Genomic DNA, 25,591 nt, shown 5'->3' with positions numbered 1-25,591 from the left:
GGCACCAAAGCGAGGGGTGATGCCGATGAAGACGACCTACCAAGGGAGCTGCCATTGCGGGCGGATTCGCTACGAGGTCGATGTCGATCTCCAGGCGGGGACCAGTCGCTGCAATTGTTCGTATTGCTCGAAGCTGCGCTATTGGGGCGCGACCGTAAAGCCGGAGGACTTCCGGCTAATGTGCGAGGAAAACGGCTTAGGTGACTACCAGTTTGGCACGATGAGCGGCCATCACCGGTTCTGCAAGACCTGCGGTATGGCGCCCTACGGCCACGGATATGTCGAAGAGATCGGCGGCGCGTTCGTCTCCATCAATATCGCCTGCCTCGACGACGTCGATCCGGCCGTGCTCGCGGCTTTGCCGATCCAGTATATGGACGGGCTGCACAACAATTGGTGGAACCCGCCCGCAGAGACGCGGCACATGTGATTTCGGACGATCGCGATGAAAAAGCTCCCCTGTGGCGGAAGCCTTGCTGCGAGTGTTGCGCTGAAAATGGGGAAAGCGGGTGTTGTACCCCCTCTGCCCTGCCGGGCATCTCCCCACAAGGAGGGAGATTGGCAAGAAGCGCGCCCTCCGCTCATCAGGGCGCAGATCCGAAGCCGAAGCTGAAAGGCTGAATATCGGGCAGGAGGTTGCCACATGCCGATCTCCCCCTTGTAGGGGAGATGCCCGGCAGGGCAGAGGGGGGTATGCTAGCGGATGCACGCTCCGCGTGATGCCCCGCAACCGTTCGATCTGCCCGAGCCCCGCCTTAACGGTCGCCGAGATCTCGCACGGCGCCACGGTCGGCGGAGGTGGCAAATGCGGCGTAGGCCTTGAGCGCCGTCGTCACCCGACGCTTGCGCTGCTCGGCCGGCTTCCAGCCCTTGGCGTCCTGCTCCTGTCTGCGGGTGGCGAGCGCGGCTTCGTCAACACGCAAGCTGATAGTGCGGTTCGGGATGTCGATGTCGATCATGTCGCCATCGCGCACCAAGCCGATCGTGCCGCCGTTCGCCGCCTCGGGTGAGACGTGGCCAATGGAGAGGCCGGACGTACCGCCGGAGAAGCGGCCGTCGGTGATGAGCGCGCAGGCCTTGCCGAGGCCCTTCGACTTCAGATAGCTCGTCGGGTAGAGCATCTCCTGCATGCCTGGGCCGCCTTTCGGACCTTCGTAGCGGATGACCACGACGTCGCCCGCCTTGATCTCGTTGGCGAGGATCGCCTTGACGGAGGCGTCCTGACTTTCGAAGACCCGGGCCGGGCCGGAAAACTTCAGGATGCTTTCGTCGACGCCCGCCGTTTTGACGATGCAGCCGTCGAGCGCGATGTTGCCCTTGAGGACGGCAAGGCCGCCGTCCTTCGAGAAGGGATGCTCGACCGAGCGGATGACACCCTTCTCGCGGTCGGTATCAAGATCTTCCCAGCGCGCCTCCTGGCTGAACGCGACCTGGGTCGGGATGCCGCCCGGCGCGGCACGGTAGAAATCGCGGACGGTTTCGCTCGACGTGCGGGTGATGTCCCAGCGGTCGATGGCGTCGCCGAGCGTCTCGCTGTGGACGGTCACGCAGTCGCGGTTGATGAGGCCGCCTTTGTCGAGTTCGCCGAGGATCGACATGATGCCGCCGGCGCGATGGACGTCTTCCATATGCACGTCGGCCTTTGCGGGTGCGACCTTTGACAGGCAGGGAACCTTGCGTGACAACCGGTCGATGTCGTCCATGGTAAAGTCGACCTCACCTTCATAGGCCGCGGCGAGGATGTGCAGCACAGTGTTGGTCGAGCCGCCCATGGCGATATCGAGCGCCATGGCATTCTCGAAGGCTTGCTTGGAAGCGATCATGCGCGGCAGGACGCGTTCGTCGTCCTGTTCGTAGTAGCGGCGCGCGAGATCGACCACCAGGTGGCCGGCCTCGACGAACAGACGCTTGCGGTCGGCGTGGGTAGCGAGCGTCGAACCGTTGCCGGGGAGCGAAAGGCCGAGCGCCTCGGTCAGACAGTTCATCGAGTTCGCCGTGAACATGCCCGAGCATGAGCCGCAGGTCGGGCAGGCGGAACGCTCGATGACCTTGACGTCCTCGTCGGAAATGTTGTCGTCGGCGGCAGCGACCATCGCGTCGACGAGGTCGAGTGCGTGTTTCTTGCCGTGCAGCACGACCTTGCCGGCTTCCATCGGTCCGCCGGAGACGAAGACGGCCGGGATGTTGAGGCGAAGTGCCGCCATAAGCATGCCGGGCGTGATCTTGTCGCAGTTGGAAATGCAGACCATGGCATCGGCGCAGTGCGCGTTGACCATGTATTCGACACTGTCGGCGATGATTTCGCGTGAGGGCAGCGAATAGAGCATGCCGTCATGGCCCATGGCGATGCCGTCGTCGACGGCGATCGTGTTGAACTCCTTGGCGACACCGCCGGCCGCCTCGATCTCGCGCGCGACGAGCTGGCCCATATCCTTAAGATGCACGTGGCCCGGCACAAACTGCGTGAACGAGTTCACCACCGCGATAATCGGTTTGCCGAAGTCGCTGTCCTTCATGCCCGTTGCGCGCCAGAGGCCGCGGGCGCCGGCCATGTTACGGCCGTGGGTGGTGGTGCGGGAACGATAGGCAGGCATGAACGTATTCCTTCACGGACGAAAGTCATTGCGCGGATGTGGCGATCCGGGAGCGCCGGTGCACGGGTACTAGCGCAAAATTGCGCGCGCGTCATCTTTTGCGTCAGATTATTTCCGCGACGAGCTTGCGGTGCCTCGCCGCCTCATGAACGCCCCGGCGCGCTGCCGCGCCCGTGCTGCGTTTGCTTGCCAAGGCAAGGCAACAAGTCCATTCTCATAGGGCATTCACACCCGACAGGCTCGGGCTCTTCCGGGCGTGGCGGACTTTCTTGAGGGTTCGCCCGGATGAACTGTCACGAATGCGGTTACGAAATACAAAGCGGTTTTGCGTTTTGCCCGAAGTGCGGAGCGAAACAGCAGAACCTGTGCCCCGGTTGTGGCTATTCCTGTCCGCCGCATTTCGCGTTTTGCCCGCAATGCGGCACCCAGATCAGTGCGTCGGCACCGTCGGAGCCTCGGTCTGCGCCAGCGCCGCGGCCTGACGTTGCCGCCACGGCGCCGCAGGTCGTCTCTCCGCCCCGTTCGAGCGCGGACAGTGGTGCCGATCGCCGCACGGTCACGATCGTTTTTGCTGATCTCTGCAGCTTCACCACCTTGGGCGAGCAGGTGGATCCGGAGATCTTGCAGGCGCTGCAGAACGAACTCTTCGAAGCGTTGACGGAGGCCGTCGAAGCCTTCGGCGGGTTCGTCGACAAGTTCATCGGGGACGCGTTGCTCGCCCTCTTCGGTGCACCGGTGGCGCATGAGGACGATCCGGAGCGAGCGCTTCGTGCGGCGTTGGAAATGGTGCGCCGGGCAGCGCTGGTGGGTGAACGCTGGCGCGAACGCATCGGTCTGCCACTGAACCTCCATATCGGCGTCAATACCGGGCCCGTCGTCACCGGCGCCTTCGGTGCGGGCGGCAGCAAATCCTATTCGGTCACAGGAGATACGGTGAACACCGCACAGCGGCTGCAGTCGATGGCCGGGCCGGATGAAATACTCGTGGGGCCGATGGCACACCGCCTTACGCGGCACGCCTTTGCCTATGAGACGCTCGGGGCGGTCACCCTGCGCGGCAAGGCCGGCAGCGTGCAGGTTCACCGCATGACCGGGGCGCTCGACATGCCGCGTGCGGCACGGGGGCTCGACGCGCTCGGCCTGAGCGCGCCGTTGATCGGGCGCGACAAGGAAATCGGGCGCTTGCGTGACTGTCTTGCGTTGGCCTGCGGCGGCACGGCGCAATTGGTGCGCCTGACCGGTGAAGCCGGGATCGGCAAGACACGTCTCGTCAACGACTTTCTCGCCGGCCTTGGCGAGGAAGCCGAGTTTGCGCACGTCGCCGTGCGGCGGGCAGGGTGTTCGCCACTCGGGGAACCCTCCTACGGAACCCTCGCCCGCGTCCTGCGCAGTGCTTATGGCATATCCTCGGCCGACACGCCGGAGCAGACGCAGGAGGGGCTGTCTCTCGGCCTCGCCGAAATCGGCTTTCCGGCGGACGAAATCGAACGGCTCATGCCGCTCTTCTTTCATATTCTCGGGATCGGCGATCGCGACGGGATGCTGCAGCACATCGCGCCCGAACAAGTTCGGCGACAGCTGTTCTCCGCCATCCGGGCCATCCTGGAGCGGCGCCTCGACCAGGCGCCGCTTCTCCTCGTCATCGAGGACCTGCACTGGGCGGATTCGGCTTCGCTCGAGGCGCTCCGCTTCGTGCTGGACAGGCTCGATCGCCGGCCGCTGATGCTCTTGACGACGCAGCGCCCGGATGCCGGTCCCGACATGCTGGCTCCCGGCCGCACCAGCATTACCGCCTTGCGTCTCGGCCCATTATCCGCGGCCGAGGGCCGACGCCTTCTGTCGGCCTTCTTCGGCGAAGGTCGTCTGCCCAACAAGTTATGTGAGCGGATCCTGCGCCGGGCCGGCGGCAACCCGCTGTTCATCGAGGAGATCGTTCGCAGTCTGATCGATCTGGAAACGCTGAGGCGCGACGGCTCCGATTGGCGCGTGGCCGGCGGGGAGGCGACGGTCGACATCCCCGTCGGCATCGAAGCGATGCTGCTGGCGAGAATCGACCGGTTGCCGCAGGAGGTACGCCGCCTGGTCCACTGTGCCGCCGTCATAGGCCCGAGCTTTGATGCGAACCTGCTGAGACGCATCGCCGCCGCGCCGGCCGATGTGGAGCGGGGCCTGGAACTGCTTTGCGACACGGAAATCATCGAGGAGGCGGGGAGCGAGCGATCGTCGCAATCTTACCGTTTCATGCAGTCGCTGCTTCACGAGGCCGTCTATAACAACCTGCTCGTGAAGCGGCGCACGGAGATTCACGCGGCCATCGCCGAGGCGCTCGAACGCCGCTACGGCGAAAACCCTGAGCGGTTCGAGGAACTGGCGCTGCTCGGCCACCATTTCAGCCAGTCGACAGACCGTAGCAAGGGTGCACGCTACCTCATGGAGGCCGGTGATCGAGCGCGCCAGCTCTGTGCCAACGAGGATGCCATCCGCTATTACCGGCAGGCCATGGCAGCGCTTGCGGCCTTGGGCGAAGACAGGCCGGAATGGTTCGTCGCCCGCGAGCGCATTGCGGATCTCCTGGAGCCGACCGGCGAGCGCGCCGCCGCGGAGGAGCATTATCGCGCGCTGCTCGGCTATGAGCGGGTCTCGGCCGATCCGGTTGCCTCCGCACGGATCCTTCGCAAGCTCGGCCATCTCCGCTGGGAGGCCGGCGATCGCGAGCAGGCGCAAGCGAATTTCAGCGATGCAGCCGTCCTCCTCGCAAGTGGGGATGCGCCTGTGGAGAGCGCTTCCCTTCTGCAGGAGCGCGGACATCTCGCCTTTCGGATGGGCGACTATCTCGCCGCTTCGAAATGGGCGGACGACGCGTTGAGCCGGGTCGGGGACCTGGCACGCGAAGCCGGCGATGAGACGCGGCGCGAGGCAGCCCTGGTAACTGCCGAGGCCTTGAACACCAAGGGTGTTGCGCTGGCACGTCGTGGCCGCAGGCGCGAGGCAATCGCCGCGGTCGAGGAGAGCGTTGGCGTTGCCGAGGCGGCCACCCTGATGCAGGCGGCCTGCCGCGGATACACGAATCTCGGCGTGCTCTACACGATCGTCGATCCGAAGCTGGCGATCGACGTCTGCCGACGCGGCCTGGATATGGCGCGGCGCATCGGCGATCTCGGTTTTCAGGCGCGGCTGCTCGCCAATCTCGCCGTAGCCTGCTGTACCTTCACCGACCGCTGCGCCGCCGAGGGCGTGCCCGCCGCTGAGAAGGCGATCGAAATCGACCGCGCTCTCGACCAGCGCGACCACCTTCCGGTGTCCCTGCTCGTGCTCGGGCAGATTTACCAGTGCCACGACCGTCCGCACGAGGCGAGCCGGCTTTATGGCGAGGCGCTCGACCTCGCCCGCGAAACGAGCGAAGCGCAGGTGCTTTTTCCGTGCTATGATGGTCTAGGAGCGCTCTGCCTTGATGCGGGAGATCTGGAGGCGGCCGAGCGCTATTTTACACTGGCTCGAGACATCTGCGCCCGTCACGATCTTGATCCTGAAGCATTGATGATACTGCCGTTTCTCGACTAGACCGTTTTATGGTTGGTGGAATGATCTAACTGTTTGAAATGATGTGATTATAACATGTCATGCTTCGATTGGTGGCGCCAAACTGTCAGCGGGAGGAGAGCATCATGGTCGAATATCAAAGCACAGGGCCATTGCAGCCGGGAGATCGCGCGCCGAATGTCGTGCTCGACGCGATCACGCGGGAAGGCAAGATCGCCATTGATGATTTTCGTGGCCACAAGCCGGTCCTGGTGGGCCTGTTTCGAGGTCTGCATTGTCCGTTTTGCCGCCGGCATATCGCCGCCATGGCGCAGCTCAAGGGCGCATTGAACGAAAAAGGCGTCGAAAGCCTGACGGTCGTAAATACGCCGATCGAGCGGGCGCGGCTCTACTTCCGCTACCATCCTCTGCCGAACCTTCTCGCCGCGGCCGATCCCGAACGGATTTCGCACCGTGCCTTCGGTCTGCCGAACCTGGAGTTCACAGAGAACGAAGACGATTGGCCCCGCAAGGTCGGTATGCAGACCGCGATGTCGATGCGCATCGACATGCCCGAGGAGTTGCCGGAGCCGATGGACCCGTTCGCCGCGTCCGAATATCTCGACAAGAAGGACGACTACGAGATGACGGACGAAGACAACCGGATGGTCGCCACGGGCATGGGCCAGATGGTCGGACAGTTCCTGCTCGACCGCGACGGCGTGGTGCGCTGGTGCTTCACCGAGATGACACCTGACGGCCGCAACATGTTCCGGGCGCCGGCGCCCGACGAGGTGATGTCGGCGGCATCGCAGGTGGCGCACTGACGGTCCACCGGCGGCTTTGGCTCCGGGCAAAGAATCCACCGTTTCGCTGAAACGATGGATTCTGGACGGAAGGGTTGCCTTCCGGGATTTGCTAATTCTTCAAGCTCTGCATGTTTCCTTAAATCGTACCCGATTTACGGACAAAATTCAAAGTGCTACAGCGTCCTTTGCGCGTCTTATTGGACGCGCGCCGCTGTAGATGCAGCTTTCGTCAGCCACATATAGGCGGCAGCCGTCCACGAAAAACCCAGGCCGCCGCAGCCCTCTCCGGTTACCGGGTCGAAATATTCGGCGAAACCTTCCGTCTCGATTGCCGTAATCGTCGACTTCCTGAGCTCTTCCGCTGCGTCCGGATGGCCGTTGCGCTTCAGCCCATCGATCAGCAGCCAGTTGATGATGGCCCAGGCCGGGCCACGCCAGTAGCGCTTCGGTTCCCAGGCTGCAATGCCCGGCTTTGTGGTCGGGAAAGCGACCTTGAGGCCCTTGGACCATGCCTTCATCTCGGTCACCAGCGCGTCGGCAATCCCGGCGTCGAGATCGAGCGAAAGAAGAGGGATGAAGCCCGCCTGTGTCGCGGCTTCCACATCGTCGCCCGAGATCAGGTCACGGGAAACGAAGCGCGATAGCTTCGGCCGCCACTGGGACAGAATGGCCTTGCGGGTGCGGTCGTTGAAGCCGGCGATCTCGGCCGCGTCTTCCGTCCTGCCGAACAAGCCGGCAAGATGCTCGAGGTCTTCGCCGGCTTTCAGCAGAATCGCAGTCGTCTGGATCTCGGCGATCTTGAACGGCGCCTTCTTCCATTGTTTTGCCGGATCCCAGCCGCAGGCGGCATAGGCGTCGACAAGATGGATGAACCGCTTGTAGTCCTCGTCGCGCGGCCGCATTTCAGCATTCACATGGCCGGTATCCTTGCGAACCACGGGCGTGTCGGTGGTGGTCGGTACGCGGGCGAGCGCGATGTCCCAGGCCGGCGAATTATCGCTTCCGCTTTCCCAGGGGTGAAGCAGCGCGACAAGGCCGGACCCTTCCGGATCGCGTGCCCTGTACCACCAGCGGTGCCATTTCAGCGCCGCCTCGTAGAGCGGCAGAGTGCGCGCCTCCGCTTGTCTGCCTGCGACCTCATGGAGCTTGCGCAGCGCAATCGCGAACACCGGCGGCTGGGTGATGCCGGAGGTCGGGACCGCATGTTTCGTACGCCAGACGCTCGGGCCCGGGAAGTAGGTGTCGCTCGGCTGGTGGAAGACGATGTGCGGAATCATGCCGTCCGCCCATTGCCCCTCCACCAGGCGTTCCAACTCGCGGTAGGCGCGGTCGGTGTCGTAGAGCGCGAAGCCCATAGCGACGAAAGCGGAATCCCAGTTCCACTGAAAGGGATAGAGCCGGTCGGTCGGCACGGTATAACCGCCGCGATCGTTCGCGACGAGAATCTGCTTGGCCTGGTCGATATGCACGTTCATGCCGGGTACTCCAAAATTGTCAGGCCGTTGCGGCCGGAATGGACCTGCCGCTGTCGGGTGAAAGCCAGGTAATACGGTTCGGGTCGAGCTTGAGGCCGATGACGTCACCGCTCCTGACGGTCTCGGAAGATGGCAGGATGACGCGCACCGGCTGGTCGTGGATCGAGCCGGTCAGCAGCAAATGCGATCCCATCGGTTCGGCGACGCGAACCTTCATCTCCATCCCAGCGGGCAGAGGCGCCAGTTGGACGGCCTCGCCGCGCAGGCCGAGGATCACTTCATTGCCGCTGTCCTTGGGTGCCGTAAGCGGCTCGCTGCCGGCGGCCACCTGGCCGTTGGTAACCGGCACCTTGATGAAATTCATCGGCGGGTTGCCGATGAAGCCGCCGACGAAGCGCGTCGCTGGGTAGTTGTAGACGTCGACCGGCGTGCCGACCTGTTCAACCACACCGTTGTGCATGACGGCGATGCGGTCCGACAGCCCCATGGCCTCCGTCTGGTCATGGGTGACGTAGATCGTCGTGGTGCCTGCCGATTGCAGCACTGTCTTGAGCTCGGTGCGCATTTCGAGCCGCAGCAGCGCGTCGAGGTTGGAAAGCGGCTCGTCCATCAGCAGAACCTTGGGCTCGACCGCCAGCGCGCGAGCGACCGCGACGCGCTGGCGCTGGCCGCCCGAGAGCTTGTTCGGATAGCGGTCGAGATATTGCTCGATGTGGAGCAGGCCCGCCGCCTTCTCGACCTGCGCCTTCACCCGCGCATCATCGGCCTTCTGCATCCGCAGGCCGAAGGCGACGTTCTCGTAGACCGTCATATGCGGGAAGACGGCGTAGTTCTGGAAAACCATCGCCAGGCCACGCTCCTTGGGCGGCAGACCGATCACGGACTTGCCGCCGATCAGGACATCGCCGGACGTGGCGGTTTCCAGTCCTGCGATGATGCGCAGAAGCGTGGTCTTGCCGCAGCCGGAAGGACCGAGCAGCGAGACGAATTCGCCGTCGTTGATCGTCAGCGAGACCTCCTTCAGGGCCTCGAAGGTCCCGAAACTCTTGCGGATGCGGTCAATGACAATGTTGGCCATGGATATGGTCCCGTTACTTGGAGGAAATGCCCCAGATCGCGAAGAGGTAGCGCCTCACCGCGAAAATGAAGACAACCGAGGGAAGGATGAGCATCAGGCCGCCGGCGAAGCGGTAGTGCATCGGGCTTTCGGATAGGACCGTCAGCAGATAGGCCGTCAGCGTGCGGTTGCGGACCGTCAGCACCGAGGCCGCGAACACCTCGTTCCAGGAAATGACGAAGGCGAAGACTGCCGTTGCGACGATGCCGGGCAGTGCCAGCGGCGCGACGATCTTGAAGAAAGCCTGGACGCGGGTGCACCCGAACACCCAGGCGGCTTCCTCCAGTTCCCTTGGCACGCCCATGAAGATGCCCTGCGTCACGAGTGCGGCAAACGGCAGGGCGAGCACCGTGTGGATCAGGCCGACGCCGATGATCGTGTCGTAGAGGCCGAGCTTGATGAAGGAAACGGTGAGGGGCAGTGCCAGGATCGCCAGCGGGAAAGCGCGGGTGAGCAGCACCAGCAGACGGTAGCTGTCCTTGCCATGGAAGTTGTAGCGCGCGAGCGCGTAGCCGGCCGGTGCGCCGAGCAGGATGGAAAGCGCCACGGTAATCCCGGCCGCTCCCAGCGAATTCAGGAAGGACTGCAGCACGCCCTCGGTCTTCAGGAACAGGATGAACGGGTCGAGCGAGATGCCGGTCGGCAGACCGGTCTTCGGCCACTGATAGACCCCCTGACGGCCGCCAAGCGCACCGAGGGCCACGAGGTAAATCGGCACCAGGACCCAGGCACAGAGCGCTGCGATACCGCTCCACAGAAGCCAGCGGCGGGAGGATACGAAGCCTTCGGGGTTCGCTGTACTCGTGATTTGCGCACTCATGGCAGCCGCTCCGGATCGACCTTGATCGCTTTCAGATAGATAAGCGTGGCGGCGAGCGAGATGATCATGATCAGCACGGCATAGGCCGCCGCGACGCCATAGTTCTGGTTCTGGTTCTGCCAATTGTAGGCCTCACCGACGAGGACCGGGAAATTGCGCCCGCCGAGCGCATAGACGACCGCGAAGACCTCGAAGGCGAGCACCGTGCGCAGGATGAGTGCCGATTGCAGCGCCGGCCGGATAAGCGGCAGCGTAATGCGCCAGAAGCGCGTCCACGGCCCGGCGCCGAAGATCTCGGCGGCCTCCTTGAACTCCTTCGGCACCTGGTTCAGGCCGGCGACGATGATGACCATGACAATCGCCGTGCCGCGCCAGATCTCGGCGACCGCGATGGCAAAGAATAGCGCCACGGGCGTCTGGTATGAGAGCCAGCTCGCCTGCCGCTCGATGACGCCGAGCCCGAGGAGCAGCGAGTTGAAATAGCCGCTGTTCTGCAGGATCGACAGCCAGACGAGACCGGCGGCGAGATCCGAGATGCCGAGCGGGATCGTCCAGACCCAGAGAATGGTCTCGCGGCCGCGGCCGACCTTGGCGACCATGGTGCCCATGGCAAGTGCGATCGCGAGCTGAACCGGCACGACCGCGATTGTCAGCAGGAAGGTATTCTTGATCGAACGGGTGAAGTTGATGTCGGCCATCATGCGCTGGGCATTCGCCGACGACGGCAGGCCATTGTCCGAGAACGCCAGCCAGATCGTCTGCACCAGCGGTACGATAAAGAGCAGCGCCAGGAAGGCGACGGACGGCAGAATCAGGAGATAGGGGATCCAGGATCGGTTGTTGGTCATCGGCTCCCGCCTCGGAAGTCTTCAATGAGGATGCCCGGACAGTCCGCCCGGGCATCCTCGGGAGGATTTATTCGACCGGGCAGGGGCCGTCGCTCTTGGCGTCCGGTGCCCAGCAGGGTGCCTTGGTGTCGGTCATCAGTTTGGCCAATGTCTGGCCCTGCGCCTTGAGCACGTCGGCGACCGGCTCATTCTGCAGCACGATGCGCTGGAAGCTGTCCATGTAGACCTTGTTGAATTCGCCACCCTTGTCGCCGAGGCCGACCGGCAGAAGCGAGATCAGCGCATCCTTGGAGGCCTGCGTGGCCGTCACGGCACCGGCGAGTAGCGCGACACCCGGATCCAGGTCTTCAGGCAGCTTTACGTTGAGCGTCGGGAAGAAGCCGACCCGCGATGCGGTGAGGAGCTGGACGTCCGGCGCCGCAAGATGCTCGATGATCTTCGTGGCGCCATCCTTGTCCGGCGCTCCTTTCGGGATCGCGAGACCGGCGACGACCGGCATGTAACCGCGGCCCTTCGGGCCGGCCGGTGCCGGGAATACGACGTAATCGTCCGGAGCTGCGGAGATAGCGTTCTTCAGGCGTGCGACGTGATCCCAGGCGACCATGACCTCGCCCGCGGCCAGCGGTTCCTGCATGAAGTCGTAGTTGGTCGAATTCGGGTTCACATAGGCCCAGAGCGCCTTGAGCTGCTCCCAGGCAGCAGCCGCGTCGGAACTCTGGAAGGTGCGCACCACCCCGCCGGTAAAGGACGGATAGAAATAGCCCTGGAAGTAACGCGCCATCAGGCCTTTCGGACCGGCCGGGAAGCCGATCTGCGGCTGACCGGTCGCTTCCTGCATCTTCTTGCCCCACTCGATGAGCTGGTCATAGGTGAGGGTATTCACGTCGGCACCGGCAGGCAGGTATTGCAGGGCTTCCTTCTTGGCGGCCATGACATAGGTCGCCTGCATCCACGGGATGTATTGCTGGGTCGATTTGCCGAGCTTGCCGAGATCGAGCAGAGACTGCGGCATGCCGCCGGCCGCGAGCTTCTTGGCAAGCTCGTCGAGCGGCTCAAGGGAGTCCCTGTCGGCAAGCGGCGAAAGCTCACCATGCAGCGCACCGACGAGGCTGACCGTGCGGGTGCCGGCCTGGCGCTCTGCCTCCATGCGCACCGCGAACTGCGGCGGCTCTTCGACGACGTAGTCGACATCGCCGACATCCTGCAGCAGTTCCTCGCGAACGATGGTCGCCTCTTCGATCGGACGAAGCTGCGTGGACACAAAAACCGTCTGGGCGAGCACCGGCGAGGCGAAAGCCAGCACGGTGGAGGCCACAATTCCGAGTGACATCAGGCGTTTCATGTTCTCCTCCTTCACTATTCTTGTTCGTGGTCGAATGCGATTATGCCGCGACGTACGGGCGGCGGTGGCTGTCGCGGTCGACGAACTCGATCGCGTGAAGCTCCTGGAGCTCAGCCGCCGGTTCGCCGGCGATGGCGCGAAGCAGCAGCGACGCAAAGCTCGCGCCGAGGTTCTCGCCGGTCATGCGCATGGTCGACAGCGATGGGCTCGTATAGGCGCCGATCGGCAGGTCGTCGTGGCCAACGACGCTGATGTGATCGCCGCCGTCGATCTCGCGCAAAGCCCTGAGCGCGCCGATCGCCATTTCGTCGGTGGCGCAGACGAGTGCACTCGGCCTCGAAGGACGGCGGAGCAGATCGAGGGCTGCGAGATACCCGCCCTGTTCGGTTGGCGCTCGCTCGGCGCAGAGGTCGGAACCGAGGCCGGCATCATCCATGGCCGCTTGCCAGCCCATGCGGCGCACATGTGCGAAGTAATATTCCTGCGGGCCGGCGATATGGCCGATGCGGCGGTGGCCGGTCGCCTGGAAGCGCCGGGTCGCGGCTAGGAATCCGGCAAAGCCATCGCCATCGATATAGGCATGCGGTTCAAGGCTTTCGGTGCGGCCGTTTGTGACGAAGGGAATGCCGCGCGATTGCAGGAATTCGACCCGCTCATCGCGCCGCTTGGTGCGCACCAAGAGCATCGCGTCAACACGGCGTCCATCGACGAAGCGGCGGCAGATTTCCACTTCGCTCTCGCCGCGTGGAACGGGTGCGATGACGAGGTTCAGGCCTGCGCTCGCCAGATGTTCGGCGCAACCGGAGAGCATGTCGAGGAAATGCGGCGGGCCGATATGTCCAGGGTCGCTCGGCAGCGTGACCGCCACCAGTTCGGCACGCTGCTTGCGGAGCCTGCGGGCAGACGCGTTCGGCCGATAGCCTGCCTTCTCCGCAGCCTCGCGCACCCGCTCGCGGGTGGCCGCGGAGACATCGGAATAGCCATCGAGCGCACGGGAAACCGTCGTGATCGACAGTCCCAGCGATTGCGCGAGCTGTTTCAGATTGGCCAATGCTCTCACTCCCTAACAACAGAGTTCTCCAAAACGTTTTGGGAGTCAAGCCAAAACGTTTTGGACCGGGCTTCGTGCATCGCCGATTCGGTGCGGGCATCACGGGAGATTCAAGGGCTGGAAGGAGCGGACTTGTCACATTCGCCCGCAAGCTATCACTTCGACTCGTGGCGGCATAGGGCGGCCCTGGTTCGCCTGATCGTCGCTTTTGAGAAGTAGGCGTCTCAGATCGCAAGCACCAGAGCTTGAAACGGAGAAACTGAACGAGGAAGGGGCTATCCACGCCGGAACGATGTCGGTGAACACAGAGTGGATATGCAAAAGGCGCCCAAAGGGCGCCTGAAAACAATCTGGTCGAAGGATCGGAATGGTGGGCGTGACAAGGATCGAACTTGTGACCCCTACGATGTCAACGTAGTGCTCTCCCGCTGAGCTACACGCCCATCCGATGCGGCGCATAGACCACAAAACCCTCATCCGCGTCAATAGGCTTTTCGAAGGTTTTTTGACAGAATTTTCGGTGACGTTCGCGGGCGGCGTTTCTTGCAGCGAACATGCTCTCGCAATGCCTTTGTTTGCGGGGCGTTTCCGATAAACTATTGAAATGAAAGAGGCTGCGGCCGATCCGTGTTGATCGGCCGCAGCCTCGAAGCAGGGCGCACCCCCGCACAAGAGTTTGGCGGGACTGGCATTTATAATCTCAGGAGGCCCGTGCTGGCGAGGTGCCGTCAGGCGGCCAGCATCTTGTTGACCTCGTTGACGAGGTCGCGCAGGTGGAAGGGCTTGGAAAGGACCTTGGCATCCTTCGGCGCCTTCGAATCGGGGTTCAGGGCAACCGCGGCAAAGCCGGTGATGAACATCACCTTGAGGTCCGGGTCGAGTTCTGTCGCGCGACGCGCGAGTTCGATGCCGTCCATCTCCGGCATGACGATATCGGTCAGCAGAAGCGAAAAGGGTTCTTCGCGAAGCCGGTCGTAGGCGCTGGCGCCATTGTCATAGGACAGGACCTTATAGCCAGCCTTTTCCAGCGCCTTCACGAGGAAGCGGCGCATATCGTTATCGTCTTCGGCAAGGAGGATTTTCGCAGTCATGAATTCGGCCGTGGCTACTTCTTTTCAATGCTTGTGGAGTGCGGCAGCTTAGCAAACCGCAACATGGTAAATATCTGGTGAACAGGGCGTAACAATGCCCGGGTACCAGCAAGACGTCACTATGGACACAGAGGCGACCAACTGGCAACATGATCCGAACAGCAAGATCCGGACATGGTAAAAAGGGTTGCGATGGGGGAAGCGGTCGAGCGGGAGTTTTTCGAGGTCCTGGAACCCGCAAGTCAGCGGATCCCGTTTGTGTTCAATTCCCCGCATAGCGGCCGGTCCTATCCACAGGCCTTTCTAGATCAGTCGCGACTCGATGCGCATTCGATCCGCCGTTCGGAAGATCACTTCGTCGACGAGCTGTTTCAGAACGCGACCTTTTTGGGCGCGCCGCTGCTTCGCGCCCATTTCCCGCGTGCCTTTCTCGATGTCAACCGGGAACCCTACGAACTCGACCCGCGCATGTTCGAAGGGCCGTTGCCGCCGCATGCCAACATAAGCTCCATGCGGGTCGCCGGCGGGCTTGGGACCGTGCCGCGCCTCGTCGCCGAGAATATGGAGATCTATCGTGGCCGGTTTCCGGTCGAGGAAGCGCTGACACGCATCGAGGCGATCTACAAGCCCTATCATGCGACGCTCAGGAAGCTGATAGCCCGCACGCATGTGGAATTCGGGATGTCGGTGCTGATCGATTGCCATTCGATGCCGGGCAACGTCCAACTTCCGGGCAGCGGCCATCGGCCGGACTTCATTATCGGCGACCGTTACGGAACAAGTGCAGCGGCTGAGTTGTCGCGCACCGCCGTCAGTCTGCTCGAACAGCTTGGTTACGTGGTCGCGCGCAACAAGCCCTATGCCGGCGGCTTCATCACCGAGCATTACGGTCGGCCGACACGCGGATTGCACGCGCTCCAGATCGAAATCAACCGCAGCCTCTATGTCGACGAGATGACCCTAGTCAAAAAGCCGGGATTTGCCACGCTGACGGCCGACCTCACGACGTTCATCGCCGCGCTTGCGCAACATGTCGAGGAATATGGTGCATACCTGCCGCTTGCGGCGGAATAGCGCGCGGCCCGTGCTCAAAAAGAACCGCGCCAGCGGCGCGGTCAAGTCTAGGGAGGAAACACCCAAGGAGGGTATTTGCAGCCACGAGTGACTGCTCCAGAACTCTAATGTTGCGCTGCACAAATGTCAAGTTGTGAGGGCGAAAACTTTCGCAGTCGCAACGGGAAACTCTCCTGAACCGAAGGGCGATGCGTGCGCGAATCGAGCCCGCGCTCCAGTCTTCCATTTGCTCGAATTCCGGCATTCTTGCCTTTCGATCAAATTCGTCTAATCAGATCGCCTTCCCTTCCTTTCTTCGAGAGAGCGACATGTTGCCGGACCGTACCTTTTTCGATCGCCTCGCCGATGCTGCCAAAGCGGAAACGATGCCGCGTTTCCGGACCGGCACCAGCGTCGTCAACAAGCTGGAGGGCGGGTTCGACCCCGTCACGGAGGCGGACAGGTCGGCCGAAGCGGCGATCCGCGCGCTGATCGAAGGCGCGTATCCGCAGCACGGCATTCTGGGCGAGGAACACGGCAATGTCGGTCTCGACCGTGAACATGTCTGGGTCATCGATCCGATCGACGGCACGCGTGCGTTCATTTCCGGTCTTCCCGTCTGGGGGACGCTGATCGGTCTTTACCGCAAAGGCAAGGCCGTGATGGGGCTGATGGACCAGCCCTTTACCGGTGAACGCTATTTTGCCGACGGTGACAAGGCGACTTATCGCGGTCCCGGTGGAGAGAAGGTGCTTTCGACGCGCGCCTGCGATGCGCTCTCGGATGCGGTGTTGTTCACCACCTCGCCGCATCTCTATACCGGCGATCTCAAGGAGCGGTTCGAGGCGTTGCAGGCCAAGGTGCGGCTCTTCCGCTACGGCTGCGACTGCTACGCCTTCGCGCTGCTTGCATCCGGCCACGTCGACCTCGTCGTCGAGTGCGGATTGAAGCCTTACGACGTCGGCGGCCTCATCCCGTTGATCGAACAGGCTGGCGGCATTGTCACCAATTGGCAGGGCGGCGCGGCGGAAATGGGCGGCGAGATCATCGCCGCCGGTAGTCGCGAGATCCACGCGCAAGCGCTGGAAATACTACAGCGCCACGCGTCCGACGGGACACGCTAGCGCATCGGCCCGAAAATCGGAATCGATTTTCAGAAAGCACGATGCGTAGATTCAAAGACCTACAGCGTGCTTGTGCGTTCTGAAGGGCGCACGGCGCTGTAAAGCAATTCCGGGAAAAGTGTGTAACGGTCTTCCGTCCGGAATTTCGTAGTTTTCAGGGTCGCTGCAGCACTTCGAATTGCTGCATTGATTTGTCCTCAATTCGAATCCGATTTAAGGAATCATGCAGCGGGAAGTAAGCTTTCCTCGAATTGATGGGGTGCCTCGTCGGCGTTCTCGAACCCGGGCAGGAATGCGAAAATCGCAGCCATCGCCTGGGCACGATAACGGTCGGCTTCCTGCAAGAGCTCGTGACGCGCGCCGTCGATCGGGATCATGTGCCCGGCGCGGAAGTTGCGCGCCAGGAATTCGACGGCAAGATGCGGCACGAGGCGGTCGGCTGTCGGCGCCAGGATGATGGTCGGCACAGTGACCTGTGTCAAATGCTCGCGGCGCAGGACGTGCTGTATCGCCTGGAAGGTCTCGCGCAGCCATCGCGCCGTCGGCGGCCCCAGCCGCCATTGCGGGCAGGCGTCCATCAGTGCGAGGTTGCGCGCATAGCGGCGGGCGTCGGCCGTCAGGATGTTGTTCGCCAAGGGGCGGTTGCCCTTGTCGCGCTCGAGCGGCAGTGTTCCCAAGCCGAGCCAGTCCATTATTGTCGCGATCGCAAAAATGCTTCGCTGGTCGATGGCCTGGCCGCTGAGGCCGACAAAGGGGGCAAGCAGCACCATCCGGTCGATCCGGCTTGCGAGCATCGGCGCCAGTGACAGCGCCACCAGCGCACCCATTGAATGGGCGACGATCGAGAAGGGCAGGCGCGTGTCGGGCAGCACGATCTGCTCGAGGAAGATCATCAGATCGCGCTCGTAGTCGGTGAAATGAGCGATATGGCCGCGACCGGTTTGGCGCAGCAACCGCTCGGAGCCGCCCTGGCCGCGCCAATCGAAGGTGGCGACCCAAAAGCCGGCAGCGGTAAGTTCCGCGATCGTTTCGAAATATTTCTCGATCGTCTCGTTGCGTCCCTGTAGCAGCACGACGGTACCGCGGGCTACCGAGACTTCCGTCTTGAAGACCGCGTAGCGGATCTTGCGGTTGCCGACCCCATCGAAAAAGCCTGCCGCGTATCTGCCCGGTATCGGGTTGTCCGGCGTCGGATAGAGGATCGTGGTCATGAAGAGCGACGGCCCGAGATGTAAAGTTGAAGTCGTTGCCGCGGGAAGAGGTGGGATGAGAGCATTCCACCGCCCAACCGCGTCTTGTTCATCAGGGATAGGCGGTGGCCTCACGCGCGTCAAAAGAAAAAAAGCCGGAAACGATGGGTGAAATCCGGACGATCACCGTTTCCGGCCGCTGAAGCAGAAGGGACATGGTCACTTCAGCGCCGGGAGTTTCTTCCCAGTGTCCTTGTTCTAACTCGCGTCGGCTGAACGGGGACCGAACCGGTCATTCATGTTCTGTTCACCTACAGCGCTGCGCGTCCGATCAGACGCGCAAAAGATGCTGCAGCATTTGAGCGGCTGCATGTTTTTGGCGCTAAATCGGCTGCGACTTAACGAAACATGCAGTGCGCCGGTCCGGCAGAATCCGCGCGGAAATTCCCTTGAACTGGCGTGCGCTTATTCCCATCTGTTGATTGCGGACGCCGATGACGGGTCCGTTCACCGGTCGAGCCGCCGCCTGATGGGGTAGCAGACCAGACATCGCAAACCGTTGCTCTTAAGGAGGACACCATGCGTCACGTTGATTTCTCCCCTCTCTATCGTTCCACCGTCGGCTTTGATCGCCTTTTCACCATGCTTGACAGCCTTGGTCAGCCCGATCAGTCGCAGACCTATCCGCCCTACAACATCGAACGCACGGGCGAAAACGCCTATCGCATCACCATGGCCGTTGCCGGCTTCGACGAGAGCGAGCTTTCGGTCGAAGCACGTGAACACACACTGACAGTCAAGGGCGAAAAGAGCGAAGACAAAGGCGAGGAGAGCCAGTTTCTCCATCGCGGCATTGCCAAGCGCGCATTCGAGCGCCGCTTCCAGCTTGCCGACCATGTCGAGATCAAATCCGCTTCGCTGAAAAATGGTCTGCTCCATATCGATCTCGTTCGCGAGATCCCGGAGGCAGCCAAGCCGCGTCGCATCGAGATCACCTCGGTTGCCTCGCAGCCGAAGCAGATCGAGGCCCAGACCCTCTAATCTGGTCTAAGGAATGGAAAGGAAGGCGGCGTCCGACGGGCGCCGCCTTTTTCATGCCTGCTGCAGGTTTTCTTAAAAAAGATGCACGGCGCTGCAGGTTCCGGCCGTCAGCAGGCTTCGACGAAGCGGTCGACGTCTTCCGATCGTGTGGCAAAGCTGGTGACGAGCCGGTAAAACCCCTCGTCTCCGTCGAGGCTGCCTGCCAGGTCATCCGGCACATGCCAGTCGTAGAAGACCGCGCCCTGTTGCTGGAGCTTCGACGCCACGTCCTGCTTGAGGATCACGAAGACTTCGTTGGCGTCCGGCGACCAGGCCAGCCGGCTTTTCCCCGAGGCGGAAATGCCGTCGGCAAGGCGCGTGGCCATCGTGTTCGCATGACGGGCGAGATTGAGCCACAGGTCCCCTGAGAGATAGGCGTCGAACTGCGCCGCGATGAAGCGGGACTTCGAAAAGAGTTGGGCGGCACGTTTGCGCAGGAAGTGCATTTCGTGTGCCTTCGAAGGGTCGAACAGGATCAGCGCTTCGGCACACCAGCAGCCGTTCTTGGTGCCGCCGAACGAGAGGAGATCGATGCCGCGCTTCCAGGTCATTTCCGCTGGTGACACATCGAGGCTGACGAGCGCATTGGCGAAGCGCGCGCCGTCCATGTGGAGAGGAAGTTTGTGCGATTTCGCGACAGCAGCGATCGCGTCGATTTCGGCCGGCGAATAGACCGTGCCGCTTTCCGTTGCCTGGGTGATGGTCACTGCCATCGGCCGGCCGCCATGGATGAACTCCGGGGGAAAGCGACGGATCTCGACCTCAAGCCCTGACGCATCCATCTTGCCGCCAATGCCATCGACTGGGCAAAGCCTTGCCCCGTGCGAGAAGAATTCCGGTGCACCGCACTCGTCGACGTGGACATGCGCCTCCCGATGACAAAAGACCACGCCGCCGGCCCGGTTGACGCTGGACAGCGCCAGCGCGTTGGCGGCGGTACCCGTGCCCACGAAAAATACCGCCACCTCCCTTTGGAAAATTTCGGAGAATTTCTTTTCCACCTTCCGGTCGAGTTCGCTCGTGCCGTAGGCGGAAGCATAGCCGCCTGCATGAGCCATCAGGCTTTCGGCGATTGCCGGGTGGGCGCCAGCCCAGTTGTCGGAGGAAAAAATCATCTGAAATCACCTTGTTTCGGCCACGTCCGGCCGCTTCGGCGAGACCATAGCCGACTTCCACGGACGATCAATGCGGCTGTCCGGCAGCTATGCCAACACAAGACCAGTTTGAAACCAAAGTGAAGAAACCACCGAGCGGATTGTAATTTAATTTTAAAAGCGCGAAATTTCCGGCAATCTTCGGCAAAATCTCTTCCATTATTTGCTCATATGCCCTTGCGAAGGGGGGCGCTTTCTGGCATAGAGCGCATGAAATAGGACAGGTTTGCTGTCCTATTTCGGTCTAGGGACCGGAACAATCGCCGGAAGCGCCGAAAATGCGGCATTCGGCGTATAGCGCAAGCGGTTTTCGCCGGGTTTCATCCGGCTGTTGACGCCTGCCATCAGGATGGTCGCGGGACATTCGTGCCTGGTGCAGCCGCGCTTATTTGCGACCTGATCAGGATCATGCGACGATAATGCCCGGCTTTGCCGCAGCGCGAAACGCGCCGACGCGGCGAGCGATGCGCGGGCGGCGGTATGCCCGGGATCTCCGGGTCCAATAGGAGGGAAGACGATGACGGATCATTCGCCATCACAGCAAACAGGGCTCCACCTCGCACACAACGCTGCGACGGATGCGAAAACGCCCGCTTTCCCATCCGGATTACCGCGAAAACAGGGGCTCTATGACCCGCGAAACGAGCACGACGCCTGCGGCGTCGGCTTCGTCGCCCATATGAAGGGTGAGAAGTCGCATCAGATCGTGCGCGATGGCCTCTTCATGCTCGAAAACCTGACGCATCGCGGCGCCGTTGGCGCCGACCCGCTGATGGGCGACGGCGCCGGTATCCTCGTTCAGATTCCCGATCGCTTCTTCCGCGAGGAGATGGCCAAGCAGGGCGTCACCCTGCCGAAAGCCGGCGAATACGCCGTCGGTTATCTCTTCATGCCGCGCGACGAAAAGCTGATCGCCCATTTCAAGGATGTGATCAGCGAGGTCGTCGCCGAAGAAGGCCAGCACCTGCTCGGCTTCCGTGACGTGCCGGTCGACAATTCCTCGCTTTCCAAGGCGCCGGACATCGCCGCCACCGAACCGCACCACGTGCAGGTCTTTATCGGTGCCGGCCGCGACGCCGCCACCAACGCCGAATTCGAGCGCCGGCTGTTCACGCTGCGCAAGGTGATCTCCAACCGCATCTATGCGGAGGCGGACGGCGGCGATCTCGGTTTCTATGTCGTCTCGCTGTCGACCTCGACGGTGGTCTACAAGGGCATGTTCCTCGCCTACCAGGTCGGCGCCTACTACAAGGATCTTGCCGACGAGCGCTTCCAGTCGGCGGTGGCGTTGGTGCACCAGCGGTTCTCGACGAACACCTTCCCGTCCTGGAAGCTCGCGCATCCCTATCGCATGGTCGCGCATAACGGCGAGATCAACACGCTGCGCGGCAACGTCAACTGGATGGCGGCGCGGCAGGCTTCGGTCTCTTCACCGCTTTTCGGCGACGACATCTCCAAGCTCTGGCCGATTTCCTATGAAGGCCAGTCGGACACGGCCTGCTTCGACAACGCGCTCGAATTCCTGATCAGGGGCGGCTATTCGCTTGCGCATGCGGTGATGATGCTGATCCCGGAAGCCTGGGCCGGCAACCAGCTGATGTCGCCGGAGAGGAAGGCCTTTTATGAATATCATGCGGCGCTGATGGAGCCATGGGATGGGCCGGCGGCGGTTGCCTTCACCGACGGCCGACAGATCGGCGCGACGCTCGATCGCAACGGCTTGCGTCCGGCACGCTACATCGTCACCAGCGACGACCGCGTCATCATGGCGTCGGAAGCAGGCGTGCTGCCGGTCGCCCAGGACAAGATCGTCCGGAAATGGCGGCTGCAGCCCGGCAAGATGCTGCTGATCGACATGGAAGAAGGCCGCATCATCTCCGACGAGGAGGTGAAGTCTTCGCTTGCCGACAAGCATCCCTATCGCAAGTGGCTCGATGATACGCAGTTGATCCTCGAGGACCTGAAGCCGGTCGAGCCCCGGGCGCTTCGCCGCGATGTATCGCTGATCGACCGCCAGCAGGCCTTCGGTTATTCGCTGGAAGACACCAAGCTCCTGATGTCGCCGATGGCGACGACCGGGCAGGAGGCGATCGGCTCGATGGGCACCGACACGCCGATATCGGCCATGTCGAACAAGACCAAGCTGCTTTACACCTATTTCAAGCAGAACTTCGCGCAAGTCACCAACCCGCCGATCGATCCGATCCGCGAGGAATTGGTAATGAGCCTCGTCTCGTTCATCGGCCCGCGACCCAACATCCTCGACCACGAGGGCATGGCGCATGCCAAGCGGCTCGAGGTTCGCCAGCCGATCCTCACCAATGGCGACCTCGAAAAGATCCGCTCGATCGGCCACACGGAAGACCGGTTCGACACCAAGACGCTCGACTTCACCTATGACATTTCGCGAGGTGCGGAAGGCATGCCGGAAATGCTCGATCGCCTTTGCGAGCGGGCGGAAGCGGCGGTCAAGGGCGGCTACAACATCATCGTCCTCTCTGATCGTCAGGTCGGCCCGGATCGTGTCGCGATTCCGGCGCTGCTTGCGACTGCGGCCGTGCACCATCATCTGATCCGCAAGGGCCTGCGTACCTCAGTCGGCATCGTGCTCGAATCGGGCGAGCCGCGCGAGGTGCACCATTTCTGCCTGCTCGCCGGCTACGGTGCCGAGGCGATCAACCCGTATCTTGCCTTCGACACGCTGGTCGACATGCACAAGCGTGGCGAGTTCCCGAAGGAAGTCGACGCCAACGAGGTCGTCTACCGCTACATCAAGGCGGTCGGCAAAGGCATCCTCAAGGTCATGTCGAAGATGGGCATTTCGACCTACCAGTCCTATTGCGGCGCGCAGATCTTCGACGCCGTCGGCCTGTCGTCGAAGCTGGTCGACCAGTATTTCTTCGGCACAGCGACCACGATCGAAGGCATCGGTCTCGAAGAGATCGCGGCCGAGACGGTCACCCGCCACAAGGCGGCCTTTGGCGCCGATCCGGTGCTCGCCAACACGCTCGACATCGGCGGCGAATATGCATACCGCATGCGCGGTGAGAGCCACGCCTGGACGCCCGATGCCATTGCCTCGCTCCAGCACGCCGTGCGCGGCAATGCCGAGGACCGCTACCGCGAATTCGCCGAGATGGTGAATACGTCGTCGCTGCGCATGAACACGATCCGCGGCCTCTTCACGATCAAGAGCGCCGAGGCCGTTGGCCGCAAGCCGATCCCGGTCGAGGAGGTCGAACCGGCGACGGATATCGTCAAGCGTTTCTCGACCGGGGCGATGTCCTTCGGCTCGATCAGTCGCGAGGCGCATACGACGCTGGCAATCGCCATGAACCGGATAGGCGGCAAGTCGAACACCGGCGAAGGCGGCGAGGAGAGCGACCGCTACATGCCGCTACCGGACGGTTCGATGAACCCGCAGCGCTCGGCGATCAAGCAGATCGCATCCGGCCGCTTCGGCGTCACCACCGAATATCTGGTCAACGCAGACGTGCTGCAGATCAAGGTGGCCCAAGGTGCAAAGCCCGGCGAGGGCGGCCAGCTCCCCGGCCACAAGGTCGACGCAACGGTCGCCAAGACCCGGCATTCGACGCCGGGCGTCGGCCTGATCTCGCCGCCGCCGCACCACGACATCTATTCGATCGAAGATCTGGCGCAGCTGATCTACGATCTGAAGAACGTCAACCCGGAGGCGGATGTCTCCGTCAAGCTGGTGTCGGAAGTGGGTGTCGGTACGGTTGCGGCCGGCGTCGCCAAGGCACGCGCCGATCACATCACGATTGCGGGCTTTGACGGCGGCACCGGTGCCTCGCCGCTGACCTCGCTGAAGCATGCAGGCAGCCCGTGGGAAATCGGTCTTGCCGAAACCCAGCAGACGCTTGTTCTCAACGGTCTGCGTTCGCGCGTCGCGTTGCAGGTCGATGGCGGCCTGAAGACCGGGCGCGACGTCATCATCGGGGCGCTGCTCGGTGCAGACGAGTTCGGTTTCGCGACCGCGCCGCTGATCGCCGCCGGCTGTATCATGATGCGCAAGTGCCACCTGAACACCTGTCCCGTCGGTGTCGCGACCCAGGATCCGGTGCTCCGGAAACGCTTCAAGGGCACGCCGGAACATGTCATCAACTACTTCTTCTTCGTTGCAGAGGAAGTGCGCGAGATCCTCGCTTCGCTTGGCGTGAAAAAGCTCGATGAGATCATCGGCGCTTCGGAACTGCTCGAGCGCGACCGCATGATCGAGCATTGGAAGGCCAAGGGCCTCGACTTCTCGAAGATCTTCCACAAGGTGGAGGCTCCCAAGGAAGCGACCTATTGGACCGAGCGCCAGAAGCATCCGATCGACGACATTCTCGACCGCAAGCTGATCGAGAAGGCAAAGACCGCGCTCGAAACCAAGGCGCCGGTTGCCTTCGAGACAGAGATCAAGAACGTCGACCGTTCGGCCGGCGCGATGCTTTCCGGTGCGCTCGCCAAGCGCTGGGGTCACAAGGGGTTGAAGGACGATACGATCAACGTCACGCTCAAGGGCACGGCGGGCCAGTCCTTCGGCGCCTTCCTCGCGCGCGGTATCACCTTCGACCTCGTGGGCGACGGCAACGACTATGTCGGCAAGGGGCTCTCGGGCGGACGTATCATCGTCCGGCCGCCGGAAAACGCCAACATCGTGCCGCATCAGTCGATCATCGTCGGCAACACCGTGCTTTACGGAGCAATCTCGGGCGAATGCTACTTCAACGGCGTCGCCGGCGAGCGCTTCGCGGTGCGTAACTCCGGTGCGATCGCGGTCGTCGAGGGGGTTGGCGATCACGGCTGCGAATACATGACCGGCGGCGTCGTCGTCGTCATTGGCGGAACGGGCCGCAACTTCGCTGCCGGCATGTCCGGCGGCGTCGCCTATGTGCTCGACGAGGAGGGCGATTTCGCCCGTCGCTGCAACATGGCGATGGTCGAGCTGCAGCCGGTGCCGGAGGAAGACGACATGCTGGAGAAGCTGCACCACCACGGCGGCGACCTCATGCACAAGGGCATGGTCGATGTCTCGGGTGACATGACGCGTCACGACGAGGAGCGGCTCTACCAGTTGATCTCCAATCATCTACACTACACGGGCTCGCCCCGTGCCAAGGAGATCCTCGATCAGTGGACGGATTACCGACCGAAATTCCGCAAGGTCATGCCGGTCGAATACCGCCGTGCGCTCGAGGACATGGAACGCATGAAAATGGCAGAGGCGGCCGAATAGGAGGCCCCGGTGAAACAGGCTCCCGGTTCATCAAAGACTGGTTCGGGGGCCCCTCACGCGCGCTTGCCAAGAGCGCCTGTTC

At 62.5% G+C, this 25,591-nt stretch carries 18 protein-coding genes and 1 tRNA gene; 7 read left to right on the top strand and 12 right to left on the bottom strand.

Translation table 11 applies throughout. The annotated features are described in order from the left end of the window. Positions 1 to 25 precede the first annotated feature (25 nt). Complete coding sequence (locus FKV68_RS17645; RefSeq protein ID WP_180939079.1) at positions 26 to 430, top strand: GFA family protein; 405 nt, start codon at positions 26 to 28, stop codon at positions 428 to 430. A 325-nt stretch (positions 431 to 755) separates the two neighbouring features. Here the strand turns inward: FKV68_RS17645 and ilvD are convergent, their stop codons facing one another. Beyond that, positions 756 to 2,594, bottom strand: coding sequence for a dihydroxy-acid dehydratase (ilvD, locus tag FKV68_RS17640; protein WP_180939078.1), 1,839 nt, complete (start codon positions 2,592 to 2,594; stop codon positions 756 to 758). A 285-nt stretch (positions 2,595 to 2,879) separates the two neighbouring features. Here ilvD and FKV68_RS17635 point away from each other — a divergent pair, with 285 nt between their 5' ends. Together FKV68_RS17635 and FKV68_RS17630 are read left to right on the top strand one after the other, a co-directional pair. Continuing rightward, positions 2,880 to 6,155, top strand: a complete 3,276-nt coding sequence (locus FKV68_RS17635; RefSeq protein WP_180939077.1) for an adenylate/guanylate cyclase domain-containing protein — start codon at positions 2,880 to 2,882, stop codon at positions 6,153 to 6,155. Positions 6,156 to 6,259: 104 nt separating this feature from the next. After that, positions 6,260 to 6,940: a peroxiredoxin-like family protein gene (locus FKV68_RS17630; RefSeq protein ID WP_180939076.1), complete on the top strand. Its 681-nt coding sequence runs from the start codon at positions 6,260 to 6,262 to the stop codon at positions 6,938 to 6,940. A gap of 176 nt (positions 6,941 to 7,116) precedes the next feature. On the opposite strand, the gene FKV68_RS17625 is transcribed toward FKV68_RS17630, so the two are convergent. The 8 genes from FKV68_RS17625 to cpdR1 all read right to left on the bottom strand — a co-directional run bounded on the left by FKV68_RS17625 (position 7,117) and on the right by cpdR1 (position 14,666). Beyond that, entirely contained in the window at positions 7,117 to 8,397 is a 1,281-nt protein-coding gene (locus FKV68_RS17625) for an MGH1-like glycoside hydrolase domain-containing protein (protein WP_180939075.1), read from the bottom strand. Positions 8,398 to 8,416: 19 nt separating this feature from the next. Further along, entirely contained in the window at positions 8,417 to 9,475 is a 1,059-nt protein-coding gene (locus tag FKV68_RS17620) for an ABC transporter ATP-binding protein (RefSeq protein ID WP_180939074.1), read from the bottom strand. 13 nt (positions 9,476 to 9,488) lie between these two features. Next, a complete protein-coding gene (locus tag FKV68_RS17615) occupies positions 9,489 to 10,334 on the bottom strand; it encodes a carbohydrate ABC transporter permease (protein ID WP_180939073.1) in 846 nt (281 codons plus the stop codon). Beyond that, positions 10,331 to 11,182: a carbohydrate ABC transporter permease gene (locus FKV68_RS17610; RefSeq protein ID WP_180939072.1), complete on the bottom strand. Its 852-nt coding sequence runs from the start codon at positions 11,180 to 11,182 to the stop codon at positions 10,331 to 10,333. The genes FKV68_RS17615 and FKV68_RS17610 overlap by 4 nt, the downstream gene beginning before the upstream one ends. 67 nt (positions 11,183 to 11,249) lie before the next feature. Further along, on the bottom strand, positions 11,250 to 12,524 hold the full coding sequence (locus FKV68_RS17605; RefSeq protein ID WP_180939071.1) for an ABC transporter substrate-binding protein: 1,275 nt from the start codon (positions 12,522 to 12,524) through the stop codon (positions 11,250 to 11,252). Between the two features lie 40 nt (positions 12,525 to 12,564). After that, positions 12,565 to 13,575, bottom strand: a complete 1,011-nt coding sequence (locus FKV68_RS17600; protein WP_180939070.1) for a LacI family DNA-binding transcriptional regulator — start codon at positions 13,573 to 13,575, stop codon at positions 12,565 to 12,567. 368 nt (positions 13,576 to 13,943) lie between these two features. Next, positions 13,944 to 14,018: transfer RNA gene (locus FKV68_RS17595), tRNA-Val, on the bottom strand. Between the two features lie 285 nt (positions 14,019 to 14,303). Next, a complete protein-coding gene (gene cpdR1, locus FKV68_RS17590) occupies positions 14,304 to 14,666 on the bottom strand; it encodes a response regulator CpdR1 (protein WP_003531148.1) in 363 nt (120 codons plus the stop codon). 192 nt (positions 14,667 to 14,858) lie between these two features. On the opposite strand from cpdR1, the gene FKV68_RS17585 reads away from it, so the two are divergent. Both FKV68_RS17585 and hisN read left to right on the top strand, forming a co-directional pair. Further along, entirely contained in the window at positions 14,859 to 15,740 is an 882-nt protein-coding gene (locus FKV68_RS17585) for an N-formylglutamate amidohydrolase (RefSeq protein ID WP_180941552.1), read from the top strand. Between the two features lie 308 nt (positions 15,741 to 16,048). Continuing rightward, positions 16,049 to 16,843 carry a histidinol-phosphatase gene (gene hisN / locus FKV68_RS17580; protein WP_180939069.1) on the top strand — a complete coding sequence of 265 codons (795 nt, stop codon included), beginning with the start codon at positions 16,049 to 16,051 and terminating at the stop codon, positions 16,841 to 16,843. Between the two features lie 221 nt (positions 16,844 to 17,064). Here the strand turns inward: hisN and FKV68_RS17575 are convergent, their stop codons facing one another. Further along, entirely contained in the window at positions 17,065 to 18,054 is a 990-nt protein-coding gene (locus tag FKV68_RS17575; protein WP_180939068.1) for an alpha/beta fold hydrolase, read from the bottom strand. 558 nt (positions 18,055 to 18,612) lie between these two features. On the opposite strand from FKV68_RS17575, the gene FKV68_RS17570 reads away from it, so the two are divergent. Continuing rightward, complete coding sequence (locus tag FKV68_RS17570) at positions 18,613 to 19,074, top strand: Hsp20 family protein (RefSeq protein ID WP_180939067.1); 462 nt, start codon at positions 18,613 to 18,615, stop codon at positions 19,072 to 19,074. 107 nt (positions 19,075 to 19,181) lie between these two features. Here the strand turns inward: FKV68_RS17570 and FKV68_RS17565 are convergent, their stop codons facing one another. Further along, the gene (locus tag FKV68_RS17565) at positions 19,182 to 20,228 is read right to left on the bottom strand and encodes a threonine aldolase family protein (RefSeq protein WP_180939066.1); all 1,047 of its coding nucleotides are present in this window, start codon (positions 20,226 to 20,228) and stop codon (positions 19,182 to 19,184) included. Between the two features lie 67 nt (positions 20,229 to 20,295). After that, positions 20,296 to 20,427 (bottom strand): hypothetical protein, encoded by a 132-nt coding sequence (locus FKV68_RS33545; RefSeq protein WP_269808441.1) that lies wholly within the window; start codon positions 20,425 to 20,427, stop codon positions 20,296 to 20,298. A 357-nt stretch (positions 20,428 to 20,784) separates the two neighbouring features. On the opposite strand from FKV68_RS33545, the gene gltB reads away from it, so the two are divergent. After that, positions 20,785 to 25,509 carry a glutamate synthase large subunit gene (gene gltB, locus FKV68_RS17560; protein ID WP_180939065.1) on the top strand — a complete coding sequence of 1,575 codons (4,725 nt, stop codon included), beginning with the start codon at positions 20,785 to 20,787 and terminating at the stop codon, positions 25,507 to 25,509. The last annotated feature ends 82 nt before the right edge of the window (positions 25,510 to 25,591 follow it).

The sequence above is a fragment of the Sinorhizobium mexicanum genome, assembly GCF_013488225.1.
In the GTDB taxonomy this organism is placed as follows: Bacteria; Pseudomonadota; Alphaproteobacteria; order Rhizobiales; family Rhizobiaceae; genus Sinorhizobium; species Sinorhizobium mexicanum.
Note: the sequence above shows the minus strand (reverse complement) of the source record. Positions and strands in the feature narration are given on the sequence as shown.